At 66.5% G+C, this 18,463-nt stretch carries 15 protein-coding genes; 4 read left to right on the forward strand and 11 right to left on the reverse strand.

Features of this window, described 5'->3' with window-relative positions; translation table 11 throughout:
* Positions 1-54: 54 nt before the first annotated feature.
* Entirely contained in the window at positions 55-1,608 is a 1,554-nt protein-coding gene (locus ACT6UX_RS05780) for an ABC transporter substrate-binding protein (protein ID WP_444774190.1), read from the reverse strand.
* A 208-nt stretch (positions 1,609-1,816) separates the two neighbouring features.
* Here ACT6UX_RS05780 and ACT6UX_RS05785 point away from each other — a divergent pair, with 208 nt between their 5' ends.
* Together ACT6UX_RS05785 and ACT6UX_RS05790 are read left to right on the forward strand one after the other, a co-directional pair.
* Entirely contained in the window at positions 1,817-2,248 is a 432-nt protein-coding gene (locus ACT6UX_RS05785; protein ID WP_444774191.1) for a hypothetical protein, read from the forward strand.
* A 43-nt stretch (positions 2,249-2,291) separates the two neighbouring features.
* Positions 2,292-2,774: a DUF3833 family protein gene (locus ACT6UX_RS05790; protein ID WP_444774192.1), complete on the forward strand. Its 483-nt coding sequence runs from the start codon at positions 2,292-2,294 to the stop codon at positions 2,772-2,774.
* A 3-nt stretch (positions 2,775-2,777) separates the two neighbouring features.
* On the opposite strand, the gene ACT6UX_RS05795 is transcribed toward ACT6UX_RS05790, so the two are convergent.
* The 7 genes from ACT6UX_RS05795 to ACT6UX_RS05825 form a co-directional block, all read right to left on the reverse strand.
* Positions 2,778-3,962 carry an acetate/propionate family kinase gene (locus ACT6UX_RS05795; RefSeq protein ID WP_444774193.1) on the reverse strand — a complete coding sequence of 395 codons (1,185 nt, stop codon included), beginning with the start codon at positions 3,960-3,962 and terminating at the stop codon, positions 2,778-2,780.
* A 23-nt stretch (positions 3,963-3,985) separates the two neighbouring features.
* Positions 3,986-4,765 (reverse strand): enoyl-ACP reductase FabI, encoded by a 780-nt coding sequence (gene fabI / locus ACT6UX_RS05800; protein ID WP_444774194.1) that lies wholly within the window; start codon positions 4,763-4,765, stop codon positions 3,986-3,988.
* A gap of 8 nt (positions 4,766-4,773) precedes the next feature.
* Positions 4,774-5,736, reverse strand: coding sequence for a phosphate acetyltransferase (locus tag ACT6UX_RS05805; protein WP_444774195.1), 963 nt, complete (start codon positions 5,734-5,736; stop codon positions 4,774-4,776).
* Positions 5,729-7,900 carry a DUF3141 domain-containing protein gene (locus ACT6UX_RS05810; protein WP_444774196.1) on the reverse strand — a complete coding sequence of 724 codons (2,172 nt, stop codon included), beginning with the start codon at positions 7,898-7,900 and terminating at the stop codon, positions 5,729-5,731. The genes ACT6UX_RS05805 and ACT6UX_RS05810 overlap by 8 nt, the downstream gene beginning before the upstream one ends.
* 115 nt (positions 7,901-8,015) lie before the next feature.
* Complete coding sequence (locus ACT6UX_RS05815; RefSeq protein WP_444774197.1) at positions 8,016-8,462, reverse strand: acyl-CoA thioesterase; 447 nt, start codon at positions 8,460-8,462, stop codon at positions 8,016-8,018.
* A gap of 94 nt (positions 8,463-8,556) precedes the next feature.
* Positions 8,557-9,792: a GAF domain-containing sensor histidine kinase gene (locus ACT6UX_RS05820; protein ID WP_444774198.1), complete on the reverse strand. Its 1,236-nt coding sequence runs from the start codon at positions 9,790-9,792 to the stop codon at positions 8,557-8,559.
* On the reverse strand, positions 9,767-12,415 hold the full coding sequence (locus ACT6UX_RS05825) for a GAF domain-containing protein (protein ID WP_444774199.1): 2,649 nt from the start codon (positions 12,413-12,415) through the stop codon (positions 9,767-9,769). The genes ACT6UX_RS05820 and ACT6UX_RS05825 overlap by 26 nt, the downstream gene beginning before the upstream one ends.
* A 181-nt stretch (positions 12,416-12,596) precedes the next feature.
* On the opposite strand from ACT6UX_RS05825, the gene ACT6UX_RS05830 reads away from it, so the two are divergent.
* Positions 12,597-13,025 carry an STAS/SEC14 domain-containing protein gene (locus tag ACT6UX_RS05830; RefSeq protein WP_444774200.1) on the forward strand — a complete coding sequence of 143 codons (429 nt, stop codon included), beginning with the start codon at positions 12,597-12,599 and terminating at the stop codon, positions 13,023-13,025.
* Positions 13,026-13,097: 72 nt separating this feature from the next.
* The gene (locus ACT6UX_RS05835; protein ID WP_444774201.1) at positions 13,098-13,574 is read left to right on the forward strand and encodes a CYTH domain-containing protein; all 477 of its coding nucleotides are present in this window, start codon (positions 13,098-13,100) and stop codon (positions 13,572-13,574) included.
* Positions 13,575-13,586: 12 nt separating this feature from the next.
* Here ACT6UX_RS05835 and ACT6UX_RS05840 read toward each other — a convergent pair whose 3' ends face one another.
* From ACT6UX_RS05840 to ACT6UX_RS05850, 3 genes are read right to left on the reverse strand one after another with little or no spacing between them, the layout of a single operon-like run.
* Positions 13,587-14,747: an aromatic ring-hydroxylating oxygenase subunit alpha gene (locus tag ACT6UX_RS05840; RefSeq protein ID WP_444774202.1), complete on the reverse strand. Its 1,161-nt coding sequence runs from the start codon at positions 14,745-14,747 to the stop codon at positions 13,587-13,589.
* Positions 14,748-14,794: 47 nt separating this feature from the next.
* A complete protein-coding gene (locus ACT6UX_RS05845) occupies positions 14,795-15,166 on the reverse strand; it encodes a hypothetical protein (protein ID WP_444774203.1) in 372 nt (123 codons plus the stop codon).
* Entirely contained in the window at positions 15,163-18,360 is a 3,198-nt protein-coding gene (locus tag ACT6UX_RS05850; protein ID WP_444774204.1) for an efflux RND transporter permease subunit, read from the reverse strand. Before ACT6UX_RS05850 ends, ACT6UX_RS05845 begins: the two co-directional genes overlap by 4 nt.
* Between the last annotated feature and the right edge of the window lie 103 nt (positions 18,361-18,463).

The raw sequence follows: 18,463 nt of genomic DNA on the forward strand, positions 1-18,463 counted from the left end.
AAGCTGTGAAATTTTCTTACGGTGCCGCCCTGCGATGGCGAGCGGCAAAATTCCTCAGCGGCGTGCCGCGCGTTCGGCGAACTGGCCGCTCCAGGGGGCGAATCCGATCAGCTCGTTACGCCAAGCGGCGGTGAAGTCCGTCTCCACCAGCCAGACATAGGGAAGGTCCTTCACCACGATGTCCTGCATCGCTCGATAGGAAACAACGCGGCGCTCGCGGTCGATGGTGGCGCCGGCGGCGGCGATGAGCTCGTCGACCTTGGGATTGCGATAGGCCGCGGCGTTGGAGAAGGGGATGTTGCCGATGTTGCTGGAGAGATACATGCGGTTTACGCCGATCTCCGGATCGGTGCCGTTGCAATAGGAGACCAGGGTGAGGTCGAAGGCACGGCGGCGGAACACCGCGTCGACCATCGCCGCCGGATCGACCAGCCGCGGCTGAACCCTTATGCCGACCGCGTCCAACTGCTCGCGCAGCAGATCGGCATAGCGGCCGAAGCTCGCGAACTGCACCAGCTCGACCGAAAGACGTACTCCCTGCGCGTCGGGTTTGAGGCCGGCCTGGTCGAGCAGCGCGCGTGCCCGCGCCGGGTCGAACAATGACGCAGGGAAGCTGCCGGCGGCATGGGCCCACCGAATGCCGCTGGAGATGGGGGCGTCGGCCACCCGGCCATGGTCGAGCAAGATGCGCTCGACGAACTGGCGGCGATCAATCGCGGCGGCGAAGGCTTCGCGGACCTCGCGGGCCTGCAGCGCCGGCCGGTCGAGGTTGAAGCCCAGCGTCATGATGCAGTTGCCGCCGCCCGGACCGAAGCGCACGTCGGCGGTCGTCGCTTTGCCCGAGCGCTGCAACCGCGCGATCTCGTTGGGGGCGACCCGGCCCACGAAATCGACCTCGCCCGCGGCTAGTGCCTGCGCCTGCGTGGCGCCGTCGGGAATGACGCGGAACACCAGCCGGTCGACCTCGGGCAGGCCCGGCTTGAAATAGTCGCCGTTGCGCGCCAACACGATGCGATCGTCCTTGGCGTAGCTCTCGAAGCGATAGGGCCCGGAGCCGACCGGCCTGAGGTTCGCCGGGTTCTTCTCGATCTCGCCCTCGCCATAGACGTGGCGCGGCAGGATGGGCGCCTCGGTGACGTCGAGCTGCTGGATCAGTGCGGGATAGGGTCGCTTCAGTCGGAACTCGAGGCTGGTCGGGCCCAGCACCTCGACCGTGTCGAGCACCGCTCCGAGGCTGCCGCGGGTCCGCGCATGATGTTTCAGCAGGACGTTCTCGAAAGTGAACTTCACGTCGTCAGCCGTCACGGCGCGGCCATCGTGCCACTTTGCATTCGGCGCCAGCTCGAAACGGGCGCGCGTGCCGTCCTCCGAAATCTGCCAGCGGAGCGCAAGGTCGGGCCGCGGCTCGCCTTTCTCGTCGAGCGCGACCAGCCCGTTGAAGAGCGAATCGGCCACCGCATGCGTGGGCGATCCGGTGGTGATCGCGGGATTGAGGTGCCCCGGATCGGCCGACACCGCCGCCACGACGGTGAACGGCTGCTGGGCCCTCGCAAAAACGGCGACGAGGATGAGGCAGAGCAGCAAAAAGGCAAGGCGACGCAGACTCATGAGCAAACTCCCAGAGAACGCAGACCTTATGCGAGCGATGGCGATAAATCATCCGTCACGGCATCGAATGCTAATCGTGCGACGACAGTCCGGTTGACGTCGTCCACACACCTGTATCGATGCTCGCTGCGCTCGCTGCGCTCGCTGCGCTCGCTGCGCTCGCTGCGCTCGCTCTTCTCGCCATTTCGGCCGTGATGGCGTCTCGGGCGTGCCGGTCGACCGGCTGCGGCCCGACGCGCTCGCCATGAACATCGTGGTTGCGTCCTGCACGACGTGGCGACTGCATGCGCTGGGACTGATCGACGGGCACCGGTTGCTGGCGTTGGCCGTAGCGTCGCTGCCGGCAGCCTTCGTCGGCGGGCTGATTGCGTTGCCGGCCGGCCTCTACGCCGCCATGATCCGCGGCGTGCTCATGGCGCCGGCGCTGATCGTGCTGGGCTGGGCGACTCGATCACGGGTCTCGCCGGCGCGTTGCTGGCGGGCCAGCAGCTTGCGCCGCAATTCCCGCTCTATGCCGCCGTCGCGCTTCTGGGGGCGGCGGTCGCCATCGTCTTCACGCAACGCTTTTCCGACCGCGCGATCCGCTTGGTCCAAGGAGGAATCGTATCGATCGCGGGGGTACGACTTCCTGTCGAGGTGAACGGCGCCAATGGAACGGCCGTGACCTTCAGCCGTTGGCGTTGATGGACATCAAGGATTTTGACGGCACCTCGCCGGAATTGCTTCCCGAAACCTATCTCGCCGGCGATCTGGAAGGTTGGGGCGTAGTCGAGCGCGTGACGGGCGGCCTGCAGCAGCGCTTCACCGTCAAGGCGCGTGGCACGTGGGACGAGACGGCGCAGGTTCTCACCTTTCTCGAAACCTGGACCTTCGACGATGGACGACAGGACACGCTCACCTGGCGCATCGTGAAGCTCGCCTCGGGTCGTTACTCGGGACATGAGCCGCAGGTCGAAGGCGAAGCCGAGGGCGACCGGGCGGGCTGTGCGTTTCATTGGCGCTACACACGCGACACGCCCCAGAGCGGAGGTGGCGACAAGTCGATGCTGCTCAACTTCAACGACTGGTTCTACCGCATCGACGAACGGGTGGTGATGGTGCGTGGCAGTGCAGGTCGCGCGGGCATCCCCTTCTCGATCCTCCACGCCACTTATCGACGGATCTGACGGTCAGCCCTGGGCCAGCGCCGCCCGCGTGTAGTGCGCGATCATGCGTTCCTCGTCGGTCGGCACGATCCAGGCGGACACCGCCGATCCGTCTGCGCTTATTCGCTCCCCGCCGACGCCGTTGCGTGCAGAGTCGAGCGTTACGCCGAGCCAGCGGCAGCCCTCGACGATCTCGGCCCGCGTGGCCGCATCGTTCTCGCCGATGCCGGCCGTGAACACGATGCCGTCGATGCCGCCCAGGGCGGCGGCGAGGGAGCCGATCTCGCGGACGATGCGATAGACGAAAAGGTCGATGGCCTCGCGCGCCATAGGCTCGGTCGAGGCGCGCAGGGTCCGCATGTCGGAGGAGATGCCCGACACGCCGAGCAGGCCCGATTTGCGATAGAGGAGATCCTCGATCGCCGCAAAGCTCATGCCGCGCTGTTGTGCCAGATAGAGAATTACGCCGGGGTCGAGCGCGCCGGCGCGGGTTCCCATCATCAGCCCGTCGAGCGCCGTGAAGCCCATCGTGCTGGCGACGCTGCGCCCGTCCCTTGTGGCGCACAGGCTGGCGCCATTACCGAGGTGGGCGATGATGAGGCGGCCCTGCGCCAGCGCCGGTTGGGTGGCGCGCAGGCGGCTCGTGACGAAGTCGTAGGACAGCCCATGAAACCCATAGCGCCGCACGCCGCCCGCGGTCAGCTCGCGCGGCAGGGCGAATTCCTGTGCGAGCATCGGCTGGGTGCGGTGGAACGCGGTGTCGAAACAGGCGATCTGCGGCAGGTGCGGCGCCGCCTCCATGATCGCCTCGATCGGCGCCAGATTGTGCGGCTGGTGCAACGGCGCCAGCGGCACCAGCGCCTCGAGCTCCGACACGATGGCCCGGTCGATGCGGACGGGGGTCGCAAACTTCGTGCCGCCATGCACCACGCGATGGCCGAAGGCGAGGACCGGCCGGCCGGCGAGCAGTTCCTGGCCGTGCGCCATGATCTCGGTGGTGGCGCCGTGATGGTCGAGCGCGTCGTCCGACCATCTCTTCTCGGCCACGACCTTGCCCGCGGCGTCTCGGACCTCGAGGTGGGGGCCGACGCCGATGCGCTCGATTTGTCCGCGATAGAGCAGGGCACCGTCGGCGCCGGAGTCGTAGAGCGCGAACTTGATGCTGGAAGAGCCAGCGTTCAGGACGGCGATGCAGCCGGTCTCGCTCATGGGGTTTCGCTCATGGGTTGGGCTCAGGCGACGATGCTGGCGCCGCCGTCGACATAGACGGTGCCGCCGGTCACGCGATGGGCGAAGGGCGTTGCGAGATAGGCGCAGGTGTAGCCGACATCCATGATGTCCACGAGCTCGCCCAGCGGTGCCTTGTGGGCGGCCTCGTTCAGCAGCAGCTCGAAATCCTTCAGTCCTGAGGCGGCGCGGGTCTTGAGCGGGCCGGGCGAGATTGCATGGACGCGGATGCGCCGGGGCCCGAGCTCGTAGGCGAGGTAGCGGCAGGCCGCCTCGAGCGCGGCCTTTACTGGTCCCATGACGTTATAGTTCGGCACGACCCGGTTGGCGCCGTAATAGCTCATGGCGAACATGGTGCCGCCCTCCTTCATGAGCGGCGCCGCGAGGCGCGCCATCCGGATGAAGGAATGGCAGGAAATGTCCATCGCCTTGGCGAAGCCTTCGGCCGAACAGTCGAGCAGGCCGCCGCGCAGATCGGCCATCGGAGCGAAGGCGATCGAATGGACCATGATGTCGAGTTGCCCCCAGCGGCTGGCGACATCGTCGAACACCGCCTCTAGCTGGCCCGGCACCGCGACGTCGAGCGGGCCGGTGATCTCCGCGGCGAGATCGTGCGCCAGCGGCTCGACATGGGGCCGCGCCTTCTCGTTCAGCCAGGTGACGGCGAGATCGGCGCCGGCCTCGCGGAACGCCCGGGCGCAGCCATAGGCGATGGACTGGTCGTTGGCGATGCCGACGATGAGGGCCTTCTTGCCCGAGAGGACGGGCCGGATCTGCTCGGTCATGGAAATCCTCAGGCGATCGCCGTGGCCGCACTGGCCCGGCGCGCGGCCGCGACCAGCGACGCGACGGCACAGGAGGCGAGTCGCGTGGTCAGCGAATCGGCGCGGCTGGTCAGGATGATCGGCACGCGCGCGCCGAGCACGATCCCGGCGGCGTCGGCCCCGGCCAGGAAGGTGAGACTCTTGGCCAGCATGTTGCCGGCTTCGAGATTGGGAACGATCAGCACGTCGGCGCGGCCGGCGACCGGCGAGGCGATGTTCTTGATGGATGCCGCTTGGAGGCTGATCGCATTGTCGAGCGCGAGGGGGCCGTCGAGGACACCGCCGGTGATCTGACCGCGATCGGCCATCTTGCACAAAGCGGCGGCTTCGATGGTCGAGCCGACCTTGGGGTTCACCGTCTCCATGGCGCTCAGGATTGCGACGCGCGGCTGGGCGATGCCGAGGGCATGCGCGAGGTCGATGGCGTTCTGCACGATGTCGACTTTATCCTCGAGCGTCGGTGCGATGTTCACGGCGGCGTCGGAGATGATCAGCGCTTGCTGGTGCCGCGGCACGTCCATGACGAAGCAGTGGCTGATGCGCCGCGCCGTGCGGATGCCCGTCGCACCCGAAACGACGGCGCCCATCAGCTCGTCGGTGTGGAGGCTGCCCTTCATCAGTGCCTCGGCGCGGCCGCAGCGCACGAGCTCGACCGCCTTGGCAGCCGAATCGTGACTGTGGGCCGATTCGACGATCTCGAAGGCATCGATGTCGAGCGATGCCTTGGCAGCGACGGCATGGATGCGGGCGGGCGGGCCGACCAGGATGGGGGCGAGCAGGCCTTCGCGCGCCGCCTCGACGGCGCTCTCCAGCGAGACCTCGTCGCAGGGATGGACCACGGCCGTGGCCAGCGGCGGATGGGCGCGTGCGACCGCGATCAGCCGGTCGTATTTCTCGCGCGGACCCTCGGTCGGCGGCGTGGCGTCAGGCATCCTGATTCTCCTGCGGCAGCGTGCGTGCGCCAACGAACATGGGCTCCAACCGCTGCATGAGGCTTTGCTCCTCCGGCGTCAGGCTGCCGGAGGCCGATAGGATGTCCTGAACGACCTGCCACGCGGCAGCCCTCAGCTCCGGGTCGTCGGGGAGCAGCTTGGGGATGGCGCGAATTGCGCGCTCCTCGTCGAGCCGCACCAGCAGATACTGGTCGCGGAAGAGCTGCTTCAGTTCGTCGAAGCCGATGCGGCGATTGGCGGGCAGGATCTGCCGCACCGCCTGCAGCACCGCGAAGCCACGCTCATCGACCGTCCGGCTCGGCAGGCGGACATGCATCAGGGCACGTACCACGGCCTCTGGCAGGCCGCCGACTTCGAAACGAGTCTCCAGTTCGGCGCGCCAGCGGCCGGCGATGACTTCGCGCGCGAGATCGCGGCCGATCTGCCGGCGGGCCGGCGCGGTGCCTGCCGCAAGCCCGACCGCCGCCTGCAGGCCCGGCGATCCGTAAGTCCCGAGGAACATGGCCTCGGTCATCGCGTCACGGGCGAGCCGGTAGCTTTCAAGGCATGTCGAAATCCAGGTGGAGGTCACCTTCTCCAGGGTGAGCAGTGGATTGGCCGGCGACACGGGTTCGCGGTGAGCACGCACATAGTCGGCCAGAGGCTTGACTGGCGCCATCGCGGGATTGCGATCGGAGAAGGCTGCGAAGCGCAGGCGATGGGCGTTGGTGGCGCGCAGTAATTCGGCCGATTGTGGTGTGGTCATTGCTCGCACCGCTGGCTGGGCGAAGGTCCGGTAGAGGCCGTGAGTGACCTCCGAAACGCGCGAGACGGTGGCAAAGCGCTGCTCGTCCTCCTCGCTGTTGCCGCCCAACTTGCAGATGTCGTCTAGCGTCCGCGCCTCTAACTGGAACAGGTACTTGCCGTGGATCAGGCCGGGATTGGCCGTCGTGGCGTCGATCTCGGAGATCACCGCCTCGTAGAGGCCCGGCGGCAACAGATCGATCATCTGCATGCAGGAGGCGAACTCGGCATGCTCCTTGGTCGCGACCTTGCCCGAGACGAAGATGCCGAGATGCCCGATCGTCTGGTGCAACGTGTAGACGATCGTCTGGCCGTTAGCGACGATCTCGTCCTCGTGGCGGTAGAGGTCGGTGATCCAACCCAGCGCCTGCTGCGGCGGTGTGATGTTGTCGCCCCATGAGCACAGCACGATGATCGGCGAGCGGATGTTGCGCAGGTCGACCCGGGTGCCGTCCGAGGTGCCGATCTCGCCCGACGTGAGCTTGTTGCCGACGAAGAGATTGTCGGCGATCCACTGCATCTCACCGGCATTGAGCAGGACGGGGCTGCCCCACCAGGTCTCGAAGTCGAGGAAGCGCGTCGTTTCCGTATCGACCTTCGAGTAGAGATTGAAGGGCTTGTCCCAGTACGTGTTGGCGGGATTCAGCGATTCGAAATTGCCGACCAGGTAGGCGCCGTCGAAGATGCCGTTGCCGAGGTCGCCCGCCAGCGCAGTCAGCCAGGTCCCGCCCAGAGTGCCGCCGAGGTAGCGCATCGGATTGCGGCCATGCACGCCGGCCCAGTAGGAAAGCGGCGATCCCGCCAGCAGGATGGGTCCGAATAGGTCGGGGCAGATGGCTGCCGTCATCATGATCTGCCAGCCGGCCTGGCAGTTGGCGACGACGACCGGCTTGCCTTCGGCCTCGGGATGGCGCGCGGCGACGGCCTCAAGGAAAGCCGCCTCGGCTCGGCAGACATCCTCGATCGTCTGCTGCGGCTCGGGTTCGGGCCGGAAGCCCACGAAGTAGGCGGCGTGGCCAGCTGCCAGGGCGACGCCGATCTCGCTGTCCTGCTTCATGCCGCCAATGCCCGGGCCGTGCCCTGCGCGCGGATCGACGACCACGAATGGCGGCTTGGCGGGATCGATGATCGTGCCCTCGGGTGGCACGATCCTGATGAGAAAATAGTTCACGGGTCGCGGAAGGCTGCGGCCATCGAGGATCGGTTCGAAGGCGAAGCCCAGCACATGCGGGACGTCCGCCGCACTGCGCTCGACGAAGGTGTTCCCGCGCTCGCGCAGGGCCTCCAGTGTCAGGACGGATCGCTGCCAGGCATCGATCCAGTATTCCTGGAAGAAGTTGAACGGCGATCCGACCGACACTGGGCTCTCCCCGAGACAGGTCCCCATATTCGGGCCGGGCGCGTGCCCGAGCCTTGATCTTCATCAAGCTTCGTGGCGGCGGAATGACGCTCGTTCGGTACGGGTCAGGTCGGCGTCAGCCCGCGAGCAGGTCTGCCACCGCCGCCTTTTGCGCCTCTGTCAGCGCGACACTCTTACGCGTGGCGGCATCGACATAGACATGGACGAAGTGACCCACGGCAGCCGGCGCCTCGCTGTCGCGCGCGAAGATCGCGAGTTCGTAGCGCAGCGAGCTGTTGCCGATGCGCCCGAGGCGGATGCCGACATCCACCGTCTGGGGAAAGTCGACCGGCGCGAGGAACTCACAGCCGCTGGCGATGCAGAGCCCGATCGAGGTCTGGCCCGGCGCGCGCAGGATGCCTCGCTCGATGGCGAGTGTGGTGAGCGACGTGTCGAACCAGTTGTAGTAGACGGCGTTGTTGACGTGGCCGTAGGCGTCGCAGTCCGACCAGCGGCTCGAGACCGGCATCCACCATCCATAGTCGCCGCGCCGCTCGACCTTCGCCGCCTTCACACCCGTCATGCCGTTTCCCTGATTTTTGCTGCGGGCCCTTGTAGCGGCTGTGGGGGAGGTGGGGCAATCCGGAGGCAGCCGGCCGGCATTCGTGGCGTGCGTCCTAGAATTCCGCTTTGACCGGCATCCTGAAGAGTAACGTTGTCGCCTCCGGTGTGGAGGAGGCGGTGAGGGTGCCGCCATGCGCACGGGCGATTTCGCTGCAGATGTAGAGGCCAAGGCCCAGACCCTGCTGGCTGGGGCGGGCTTCGCCGCGGAAAAAGGGCTGAAACAGCTTGGCCAGGGCCGCGTCGGGAATCGGGTCGCCGGCATTGCGCACGCTGAGTTCGAAGGTGCCGTCCTTCACCTTCGCCTCGACGTCGATCGGCGTTCCGGGTGCGCCATGGACGACGGCGTTGCCGAGCAGGTTGGAGAGAAGCTGACCGATGCGACCGGGGTCGCAGAAGACGCTCTCGCTCATCGCGATGTTGGCGGCTATACGGCGGTCGGGTGCCGCGGCGCGCAACTCGTCGACCACCTGCGTCAGAGTGGGCGTGAGCAGGACCTCGGTGCGTGCGAGGTCGATACCGGTGCCCAGCCGGCCCCGCGCAAAGTCGAGGATGTTGTCGATCAAGGCCGACATGCGCGAGATGCTGCCTTGGGTGAGCTGCAGCATCTCGTCGAGCGTGAGCTTGCCGCGCTTGACCAACTGGGCGCCGGCCTGGATCGAGGCCAGCGGGTTGCGCAGGTCGTGCCCCAGCACGGCGATGAACTGTTCACGCAAATCCGACTCACGGTTGGCATGCGCCAGCCGGGCGGTGGTCGCCTCAGCGTGGGTCTCGGCCCGCTCGCGCGCGATGCGTTCCGCCGCATTCAGGCGGCGCAATTCCATCATCTTCATGATCTGCCGCGCGGTCAGGCGCAGCAGTGCCTTCTGGTTCTCGTCGAGATCGCGCGGCTTGTAGTCGAGGACACAGATCGTGCCGAGCGGCAGACCTTCCGGCGTTTTGAGGAGCGCGCCAGCGTAGAAGCGCAGGCGAGGATCGCCGGTCACCAGCGGATTGTCGGAAAATCTCTGATCCGCCAGCGTGTCGGGCACAATGAACAGGTCAGGCTGCAGGATCGCGTGCGAGCAGATCGACGCGGGCAGGGGCGTCTCGCGCACGCCGAGGCCGATCTCGGCCTTGAACCATTGTCGCTCGCTGTCGATCAGGTTGATGACCGAGATCGGCGTGCCACAGATCGCGCTGACGACGCGGACGACCTCGTCGAACTCTTCCTCGCGCGGTGTGTCCAGAATGTCGTACGCCCGGAGGGCGGCGACGCGCCGGCCTTCATCGGAGTGTCGACGTGCTTCCATCAGCCCTTGTATCAGGCCTTGCCGCTGCCGTCCCCTCCGCCGGCGCCGGTTCGCCGATCAGTTCGTAGACGGCCCGCGCCACCGCCTCGAGTGTGTATGGCTTCTGCACCACGATACGGCTGCGATGTTCCATCGGGAGCTGTGCCTGTTCGCCGTAGCCGGTGGCGAAGAACAGCGGGATGCCGAGATCGTGCAGGCGGTGGGCGATCGGGAAGCTGTTGCGGTCGCCCAGATTGATGTCGAGCAGGGCGAGCGCGGGGCACGCGTGCTCGATGGCGTCGAGCGCCGCCTCGATGGTCGCTGCGGTCACCACGCTGTCGGCACCCAGCCGGTAGAGGATGTCCTCGGCATCGAGGGCGATGATCAGGCTGTCCTCGACCAGCAAGACCGACTGGCCCTTCAGGATCTGGCTGGGAGGCGCCTGGGGATGGCCCGGTGCCGAGCGCTTGTAGCGGGCGGGCCCCGCGTAGCCCGGCTTGGGCTCGACGACATGGCGCGCCGGGATTCGAAAGGTGGCGGTAATACCTTTGAGGGCATAATTCACCTCGGCTGCACCGCCGAGATCGTAAGCGATCGAGCGTTCGATAATCGTCGTGCCGAAGCCTTTGCGGCGTGGCTGTTTCACCGGGGGGCCGTCGCTCTCGGACCATTGGAGAATGAGGTCGCCCCGTGGATCGAGGTGCCAGCCGAGTCGCGTGCGACCGGTCGGCACGGAGAGGCTGCCGTACTTGGTCGAATTGGTGACGAGCTCGTGCAGCAGCAGTGCCAGGGTCGAATAGGCCTGCGGCTTGAGCAGAAGAGGCTTGCCCTCCGAGGTCAGACGTTCCTTGTCGCCGACGATCGCTGCCGTCTCGGCATCGATGAGTGCCTGCATCGGTGCCGGTCCCCAATGATCGTCGGTGATCTGGTTGTGGGCACGGGCAAGGGCGTGGATGCGGCCGTCGACCAGTCGCACGAAGTCGCGGATCGCCTGCGCCCCAGCCGGATCCTCGGGCGGCTGAGACTGACGAATCAGGCCGCGGATAACGCCCAATATGTTGCGTACCCGGTGGTTCAGTTCGGCGATCAACAGCTCCTGCCGGGCGCTGGCCTGCTGGCGCTCGGCCGTTGCCTCGTCTGCCAGGCGCAGCACCACTTCGATCAGGGTCGCGCGCAGCGTCTCCGCGACACGCAGCTCGGCCGGACTGAAGGGTTGCGACTTGCCCTGCACCAGCTCCTTCCACTCCTCGAAGCTCTGGCGCGGGGTCAGCCGGGGTCCGTTCGGCCCGAACTCGACCGGTTTGTGCGGGTCTCCTCCCCATCGTACGGCGCGGACCAGTTCGGAGCGGAACAGCACGACATAGTCCCGCGGCGAGCGGGAGATCGGGATCGCGAGCAGTCCGGCCGCCGTCGAGGCGAACGAGCCGGCACCGTCGAGAATAGAGCCGATGTGGTCGGTCGCGAAAACCTTGCCGGCCGCGGTGCCGTTCAACGCCCGGATAATGCGGCGGAACTCGTCGGTGGGCGGGGTGACGCCAGAAAAGGCATAGGAACCGGCGATCCAGACGCCCATGCCGTCAGCCGGAAGGGCGCGCATCAGGATGTCGGCCAGCCAGTCTGGATCCTGCAGGAGCGTCTCGTTCGAGGCGATGGCGCCCAGGAGCTGGTCCGATACGTCGCGCGCCCGCCGCTCGTAGGCCACGTGTTCTTGCCGTTCCCGCCGCTCCAGCCGCATGGAGAACATCTGCGAGAAGAGTTCGCTGACGGCACGACGTTCGAAACTCGGGCAGCGCGGCGAATAATGGTGGCAGGCAAAAAGGCCCCACAGGCGACCGTCGACGATGATCGAGATCGACAGGGAGGCACGAACGCCCATGTTGCGGAGATACTCGATGTGGATCGGCGACACCGAGCGCAGCATCGAGAGCGACAGGTCGAGCGGCCGGCCCGTCGGATCGAGCGAGGGCAGGATCGGCACCGAACTTGCGTCCACATCGGCGATGACGCGCAGCAGGTTGCGCTTGTAGAGCTCGCGTGCCTGCTGGGGGATGTCGCTCGCCGGATAGCGGAGGCCCAGGAAGGTTCCGATCCCGTGTTTGGACGCCTCACCTACAACCTCGCCCGAGCCATCGGGCGCGAAGCGATAGACCATCACCCGGTCGAACTCAGTGAGGCCGCGCACCTGGCGCGCGCCTTCCCGGAAGAAGGCCGGCAGATCGGCGCACTGGTCGAGGCGGGCGATCATGGAGCGCACGACGCCTGTGGACTCCCGATGCTCTCCCGACGATGGTTCGGCCTCGATCACCACGTTGCCTTCGGAGAGGTGGATGGCGACGTCGAAGTTCGGTCGTCCGGCCACAAGTTCCAGATCGAACAGCCTCTCCACGGCATCGACCCCCCGGAGCATGATGGTCCGGTTGCGCAGGTCGTGGATGGCCTGACCCGCGAACAGGGCGTTCAGGGGCTTGCCGAGAAGCGCGTCAGGCTCTCTGCCGACATGGTCTGCGATGTTGGCCGAGACACGGGCAATCATCCAGTCGGAGGTCAACGCGATCAGAAAGCCGATGGGCTGGATCGCACCGAGAATGTGAATGGGCTCACGGTCACAGTTCGTGAGATCGACACTTCGCACCGGCTCGTTCAACCCAAGCTCCAGACTTTACACTTCGGGCACCCGGCCAGTTCGTCCGGTGTCGAGGTTTATCAACGCGCTTGCCCACCGCTGGTTGCAGCGGAGGGCGGGCTGGTATAGGGACTTTGCTGCGGAGCCAAGCCAGCGGGCGTCGCCGTCCGGCCGCTCCTCGACACCCCGTGAACCAGACCCCATGCCTCTATTCTGGACCATCGACTCGCGCCGGCAGTTTTTCACCGTCACCTGCGACGGCAAGGTCGATCTCGCCGACGTGAAAGAGATGGTCGATGCTTTGGTGGGGGCGAATGGACTTCCCTATCGCAAGCTCTTCGATGGCACCCGTGGCTGCACAGACATGAGCGAGCAGGAGATGCTGGGTATCGGCGTAAGGATGCGTGAATTGCACGTCCTGCAACGTGACCACGGCGCGCTGGCGGTCGTGTTGCCGGACGACAAGTACGAGCAGATCTCGCGGGTGCTCGGCATCCTGGCTGCCGCAAAGCGGCCAATGCGTGTCTTCAAGGATGGCGACAAGGCGCGAAAATGGCTCGATTCTCCGCCGATCCGCGGTAGCCTCCCACCACTGGAGCCGGCCGAGGCATCCTCCGAGGCATCGGCCTAGGCGGCGGACGCGGACCGGTTCTGCATATTGTCGCGTTGCGGATGCGCCGCCGCGGTCCTATCTCCCGCCCGCATGGGAATCGAAATCGAGCGCAAGTTTCTCGTCATCGGCGAGGAATGGCGCGCCAGCGTCGTTCGCGAGCAGCATCTGAGGGACGGTTTGGTCGCCATGACCGGCGGCCGCAAGGTCCGGGTGCGCATCTGCGACGGGCAGGCGACCCTTACCGTCAAGGCGCGCGAGGCGCCGGGCGTGAATGCGGAGTTTGAATATCCCATTCCTCTCGCGGATGCGGAGGAATTGCTGACCCGTCATTGCGACGGCAATGTCCTGAGCAAGACCAGATCCTTCGTGCCATACCGCGACTTCACTTGGCAGGTCGACGCCTACGATGGCGTAATGGCGGACGTGATCCTGGCCGAGGTCGAACTCCCCCGTCTCGACTGCGATGTCCCGCTACCGCCCTGGGTCGGACGGGAAGTCACCGGCGATCCGGCCTATCGCAAGATCAACCTGTTTGGTGCCCGCACCGGCCAGACTGCGGTGCGGTGAGGGGTAGGCGGCTCATCCAGGGGCGGTCCTTGCGAGTATGCTCTCTCCCTCCGCCACGAGTTGCCGGCATGATTGTTCGAACCAGCCGATACGTTCCTCGAGGGCGGCGAGGTAGGGCGCGCGCTCGATCTGGTGCGCGACCGCCTGAACGCCCTCGCAGATCGTGTTGTCTTCGCGGATGACCCGGCGGGAATAGCGCAGGACCAGGCGATTGCGAACGGGATCGCTTGCGTGGCGCCACAAGCGCGCGTGCCAGGGTCCTTCCACCGGAAAGGGCGCGGGATAGACCCAGGCGTGCAGGAGAGATCGGTCGTGCGCGACAGGGACGAATTGCTGGATGCAGCACTGAAAGATGTCGCCGTCCGATCGGAACAGCGCCACGAGGAAGTTCGGCAGGATCTGCAGGATGCAATAGCAGGTCGGACGAAACGAGCCGTCCGCACAAGCCGCCGAAATCTTCTCGAAGACCTGCGGCCGGTCGCTGTTGACCAGAGCGCTGTGGGCGCCGAAACGGGCATAGGTGAGCTTCTCGCGGTCGAGATAGCCGGTCTTGCCGAAGGTCGTCGGATGGACGGTAACCGTGTGGTAATCGTCGAAGGTGATCTGGAGCCCGAGTTTCCAGTTGGCCGCGAGCTCATGAGAAAGCGCAAGCGGCTTGTGGGTGGAGCGGGACAGGGTTTCGAGGATCGGGAACCCGGGGCCGAGGAAGTCCGCGAGCGAGCAGCGCTTCTCCGGGGCGGGGAAGCGGCCGAAGACGAGCGTGCCGCAGGTCGCGACCTCGATGGGCTTGAGACGCGCGCCCAGTGCGCGCGCCACGGTGCCGAAATTCTCCTGGCATTTCGGGATGCCGATGGCGGCGCCGTCGTTGTCGTATCGCCAGTGATGAAAGCCGCAAACGATGGGTCCGTTGCCCTTGTCCTTCGTGCGCAGCGGATAGAAGCGATGGGCGCAGACATTCTCGAAGCCCTTCAGCTCGGCGCCGAACCGCTGCACGAAGACCGATCGCGTCGCCAGAGAGGCGCGGAACCAGTCGCCGTCCTGCGCGAGATCCGTGGTGAAACCAAGGAACGTCCAAGCGTAGGCAAGGCAGCGCTGCTCGTGGGCGAATGCCTGAGGGTCGATCAGAGTTCGCGCCCAATCCGGGGCAAAGGCGGCATCACCGCGACGGACCATTGTGCCTGCAGGCTGCCATCTCGCGGACGCGCCGTCCATCCGTGGCCTCAGAACTTCACCTGGCCCGATTTGCCGGTGGCGTTCTTCAACACCAGCGTGACGGTGGCGCCGGCGGGGATGGCAGACCTGGCCTCGCCCTTCAGGGCATTGTCGCCTGATGCGGCGAGCGGGACGGATTCGCGCGCGCTGCCCGAGACGATCAGCACCGAGCCCGAAAAACCCTTGGCGGCGGCGGGCCTGTTGTTCTCGTCGAGGATGTTGATGGTGACGGTGTTGCCTGCCATGACCAACTCGGCATGGACGCCCGCCACGTCCTGCACGACGCCGCCGTTCGGCCCCTTGGTGCTGCCATGAGTGTGCTGCGCCGTCGCGGCGCCGGCCCAGAGGATAGCAAAAGCCAGGATCAGGATCTTCTTCATATGCTCTCTCCTTGTTGTCGAGCGGGGATGCGGTCTCGATGGAACAGCGCGTAGAGCGCCGGCAGTACGACCAGGGTGAGGAGGGTGGAGGACAGGATGCCGCCGATGACCACCGTGGCGAGCGGCCGCTGCACCTCCGCGCCGGCGCCGGTCGCCAGCGCCATCGGCACGAAGCCCAGTGAGGCGACCAGCGCCGTCATCAGGACGGGACGCAGCCGCTTGGTCGCGCCGGTGCGCACGGCCTGGTCGATCGTCAGGCCCTCGGCGCGCAGGCGCTGGATGAACGAGATGATCACCAGCCCGTTCAGCACCGCGACGCCGCTCAGCGCGATGAAGCCGACGCCGGCGCTGATCGACAGCGGAATGTCGCGCAGCGCAAGCGCCGCGATGCCTCCCGTCAGCGCCAGCGGCACGCCGCTGAACACCAGCGTGGCATCGCCCATCGAGCCGAGGCTCATGCAGAGCAGGGCAAAGATCAGCAGGAGCGCTACCGGCACCACCACGGCCAGCCGCTGCGAGGCACCGACCAGCTGCTCGAACTGGCCGCCCCAGCCGATCCAGTAGCCGGGCGGCAGCTTCACCTGCTCGGTCACCTGGCGCTGCACTTCGCTCACGAAGGAACCGAGGTCGCGGTCGCGCACATTGGCGCTGACGACGACCCGGCGCTTGCCGTCCTCGCGGCTGATCTGGTTGGGACCGGGCGCCGCCTCGATCGCGGCGACCGCCGCCAGCGGCACGTAGGGCGCGGCCGCGCCACTGCCGGTCTGCACGATCGCGCGACGGCCGGTGTCTCCGGCCGTCGCCGCCGCCAGCGGCACGGGAATGGGCAGCGAGGCCAGCGCTTCGAGGTCGACGCGCAGATGCTCGGGCAGGCGCACCACGATGTCGAAGCGCCGGTCGCCCTCGAAGATCAGGCCGGCCTCCTTGCCGCCAACCGCGATCTCGACGACCTCCTGCAACTCGGCCAGGGTGACGCCGTATCGGGCCAGTGCGGCGCGGCTGGGCTTCACGGTTAGCATCGGCAGGCCACTCACCTGTTCGGCGCGCACGTCGGCGGCGCCTGGAACCCGTTGGACCACCGACTGCACCTTGTTGGCGAGGCTCAGCAGCGTGTCGAGATCGTCGCCGAAGATTTTTATGCCGAGGTCGCTGCGCACGCCTGAGATCAGCTCGTTGAAACGCATCTGGATCGGCTGTGTGAACTCGTAGTTGTTGCCAGGCACATCCGAGACGCGTTTCTCGATCGCCGCCACCAGGTCGGCCTTGGGCCGGTTCGGATCGGGCCATTGGCTTTTCGGCTTCAGGAGGATGAAGGTGTCGGCGACGTTGGGCGGCATCGGATCGGTGGCGACCTCGGCCGTGCCAATCTTTCCCGCAACTTCCTTCACCTCCGGGAATTCGAGGACTGCCTTCTCGACCGCCTCCTGCATCTGCACCGACTGGCTGAGGCTGGTCCCGGGAATGCGCATCGCATGCATGGCGATGTCGCCCTCGTCGAGCGAGGGGATGAACTCGCCGCCCATGCGCGAGGTCGCTACGCCGCTCATCGCGACAAGGAGGAGCGCGAGCCCGACCACGGCGACGCGCAGCCGGATCGCCTGGTCGAGCACCGGCGCATAGAGGCGCAGCGCGGCGCGCATGAACAGGTTCTCCTTTTCCGCCACCTTGCCGGTGACCAGCAGCGCCACCGCGGCCGGTACGAGCGTCATCGAGGCGATGGCGGCGCCTGTGAGCGCCAGCAGGACGGTAAGCGCCATCGGTGTGAACATCTTGCCTTCGACGCCGGTCAGTGTAAGCACCGGGAGGTAGACGACACCTATGATCAGGGTGCCGAACAGGCTCGGTTTGATGACTTCGCGCGAGCCGGCGAGGATCGCGGCGAAGCGTTCCTGGCGATTGAGCACGCGGCCGCGCCGGTGCTGTTCCTCCGCCAGCAGGCGCAGGCAGTTCTCGACCACGATCACGGCGCCGTCGACGATGATGCCGAAGTCGATGGCGCCGAGGCTCATTAGGTTGGCGCTGATATGGTTCTCCACCATGCCGGTGATGGTGAAGAGCATCGACAGCGGGATGACGCAGGCCGTGACGAAGGCCGCGCGGAAGTTGCCCAAGATCAGGAACAGCACGACCACGACCAGCAACGCGCCTTCCAGCAGGTTCTTCTCGACCGTCCGGATCGTGGCGTCCACGAGCTTGGTACGGTCGTAGAAGGCGCGCGCGACCACACCCTCGGGCAGGGAGCGTTCAATCTCGGCGAGCCGCGCTGCGACGCGCTGGGCCGCGGTCCGGCTGTTCTCGCCGATCAGCAACATGGCGGTGCCGATCACCGCTTCCTTGCCATCGATCGTCGCAGCCCCTGTTCGCAGCTCGGGGCCTTCCTTCACTTCGGCTATGTCGTCGATGCGGATCGGCACGCCGCCGCGTGAACCCACGACGATGCCCCGGATGCCCTCGAGGTCGTTGACCTGGCCCGGCGTGCGCACGAGATACTGCTCGCCGTTGCGCTCGATGTAGCCCGCGCCGACATTGGCGTTGTGGGTGGCGAGTGCCGCCATCACGTCGCGGAAGGTGAGCCTGTAGGCTATCAGCTTCGCGGGTTCGGGCAGGACGTGGAACTGCCGCTCGAAGCCGCCGATCGTGTTGACCTCGACGATGCCCGGCACTGTGCGGAGCTGCGGCTTGATGATCCAGTCCTGGATCGTCCGCAGTTCGGTGGCGGAGTAGGGCGAACCGTCCGGCCGCTTCGCACCGGGCTTGGCCTCGACCGAGTACATGTAGATCTCGCCGAGGCCGGTCGAGACCGGTCCCATCGAGGTCTCGACGCCGGGCGGCAGCTTGTCCTTCGCTTGCTGGATGCGCTCGTTCACGAGCTGGCGGGCGAAGTAGATGTCGGTCCCGTCCTTGAACACGACGGTGATTTGGCTCAAGCCGTAGCGCGACAGCGAGCGCGTATGGTCGAGCTTCGGCAGGCCGCCCATTGCCGTTTCCAGCGGGAAGGTGATGCGCTGCTCGACCTCCAGCGGCGAGTAGCCTGGCACCACGGTGTTGACCTGCACCTGCACGTTGGTGATGTCGGGCACCGCGTCGATCGGCAGCCGCGTGAAGTTCCAGGCGCCAAGCGTACCGACGGCGATGGCGACGAAGATCACCAGCCAGTGGTTCTGGATCGAGAAGGAGAGGATGCGGTCGATCATGGGGCGCATCCCACGAGGAGCCGCAAAGATCCTTCGCTTCGCTCATGCTGATTTTTCTTGCGCCGGACGCCCTGCGTGGCCGCCACACACATTGTCATCCCGA

It is taken from the genome of Reyranella sp. (assembly GCF_052439685.1).
In the GTDB taxonomy this organism is placed as follows: domain Bacteria; phylum Pseudomonadota; class Alphaproteobacteria; order Reyranellales; family Reyranellaceae; genus Reyranella.

What these genes read in the sequence shown, in the direction of transcription:
- ACT6UX_RS05780 (WP_444774190.1), bottom strand. Translation starts at nt 1,608, where the DNA reads ATGAGTCTGCGTCGCCTTGCCTTTTTGCTGCTCTGCCTCATCCTCGTC.
- ACT6UX_RS05790 (WP_444774192.1), top strand. Translation starts at nt 2,292, where the DNA reads ATGGACATCAAGGATTTTGACGGCACCTCGCCGGAATTGCTTCCCGAA.
- ACT6UX_RS05795 (WP_444774193.1), bottom strand. Translation starts at nt 3,962, where the DNA reads ATGAGCGAGACCGGCTGCATCGCCGTCCTGAACGCTGGCTCTTCCAGC.
- fabI (WP_444774194.1), bottom strand. Translation starts at nt 4,765, where the DNA reads ATGACCGAGCAGATCCGGCCCGTCCTCTCGGGCAAGAAGGCCCTCATC.
- ACT6UX_RS05805 (WP_444774195.1), bottom strand. Translation starts at nt 5,736, where the DNA reads ATGCCTGACGCCACGCCGCCGACCGAGGGTCCGCGCGAGAAATACGAC.
- ACT6UX_RS05815 (WP_444774197.1), bottom strand. Translation starts at nt 8,462, where the DNA reads ATGACGGGTGTGAAGGCGGCGAAGGTCGAGCGGCGCGGCGACTATGGA.
- ACT6UX_RS05820 (WP_444774198.1), bottom strand. Translation starts at nt 9,792, where the DNA reads ATGGAAGCACGTCGACACTCCGATGAAGGCCGGCGCGTCGCCGCCCTC.
- ACT6UX_RS05830 (WP_444774200.1), top strand. Translation starts at nt 12,597, where the DNA reads ATGCCTCTATTCTGGACCATCGACTCGCGCCGGCAGTTTTTCACCGTC.
- ACT6UX_RS05835 (WP_444774201.1), top strand. Translation starts at nt 13,098, where the DNA reads ATGGGAATCGAAATCGAGCGCAAGTTTCTCGTCATCGGCGAGGAATGG.
- ACT6UX_RS05840 (WP_444774202.1), bottom strand. Translation starts at nt 14,747, where the DNA reads ATGGTCCGTCGCGGTGATGCCGCCTTTGCCCCGGATTGGGCGCGAACT.
- ACT6UX_RS05845 (WP_444774203.1), bottom strand. Translation starts at nt 15,166, where the DNA reads ATGAAGAAGATCCTGATCCTGGCTTTTGCTATCCTCTGGGCCGGCGCC.
- ACT6UX_RS05850 (WP_444774204.1), bottom strand. Translation starts at nt 18,360, where the DNA reads ATGATCGACCGCATCCTCTCCTTCTCGATCCAGAACCACTGGCTGGTG.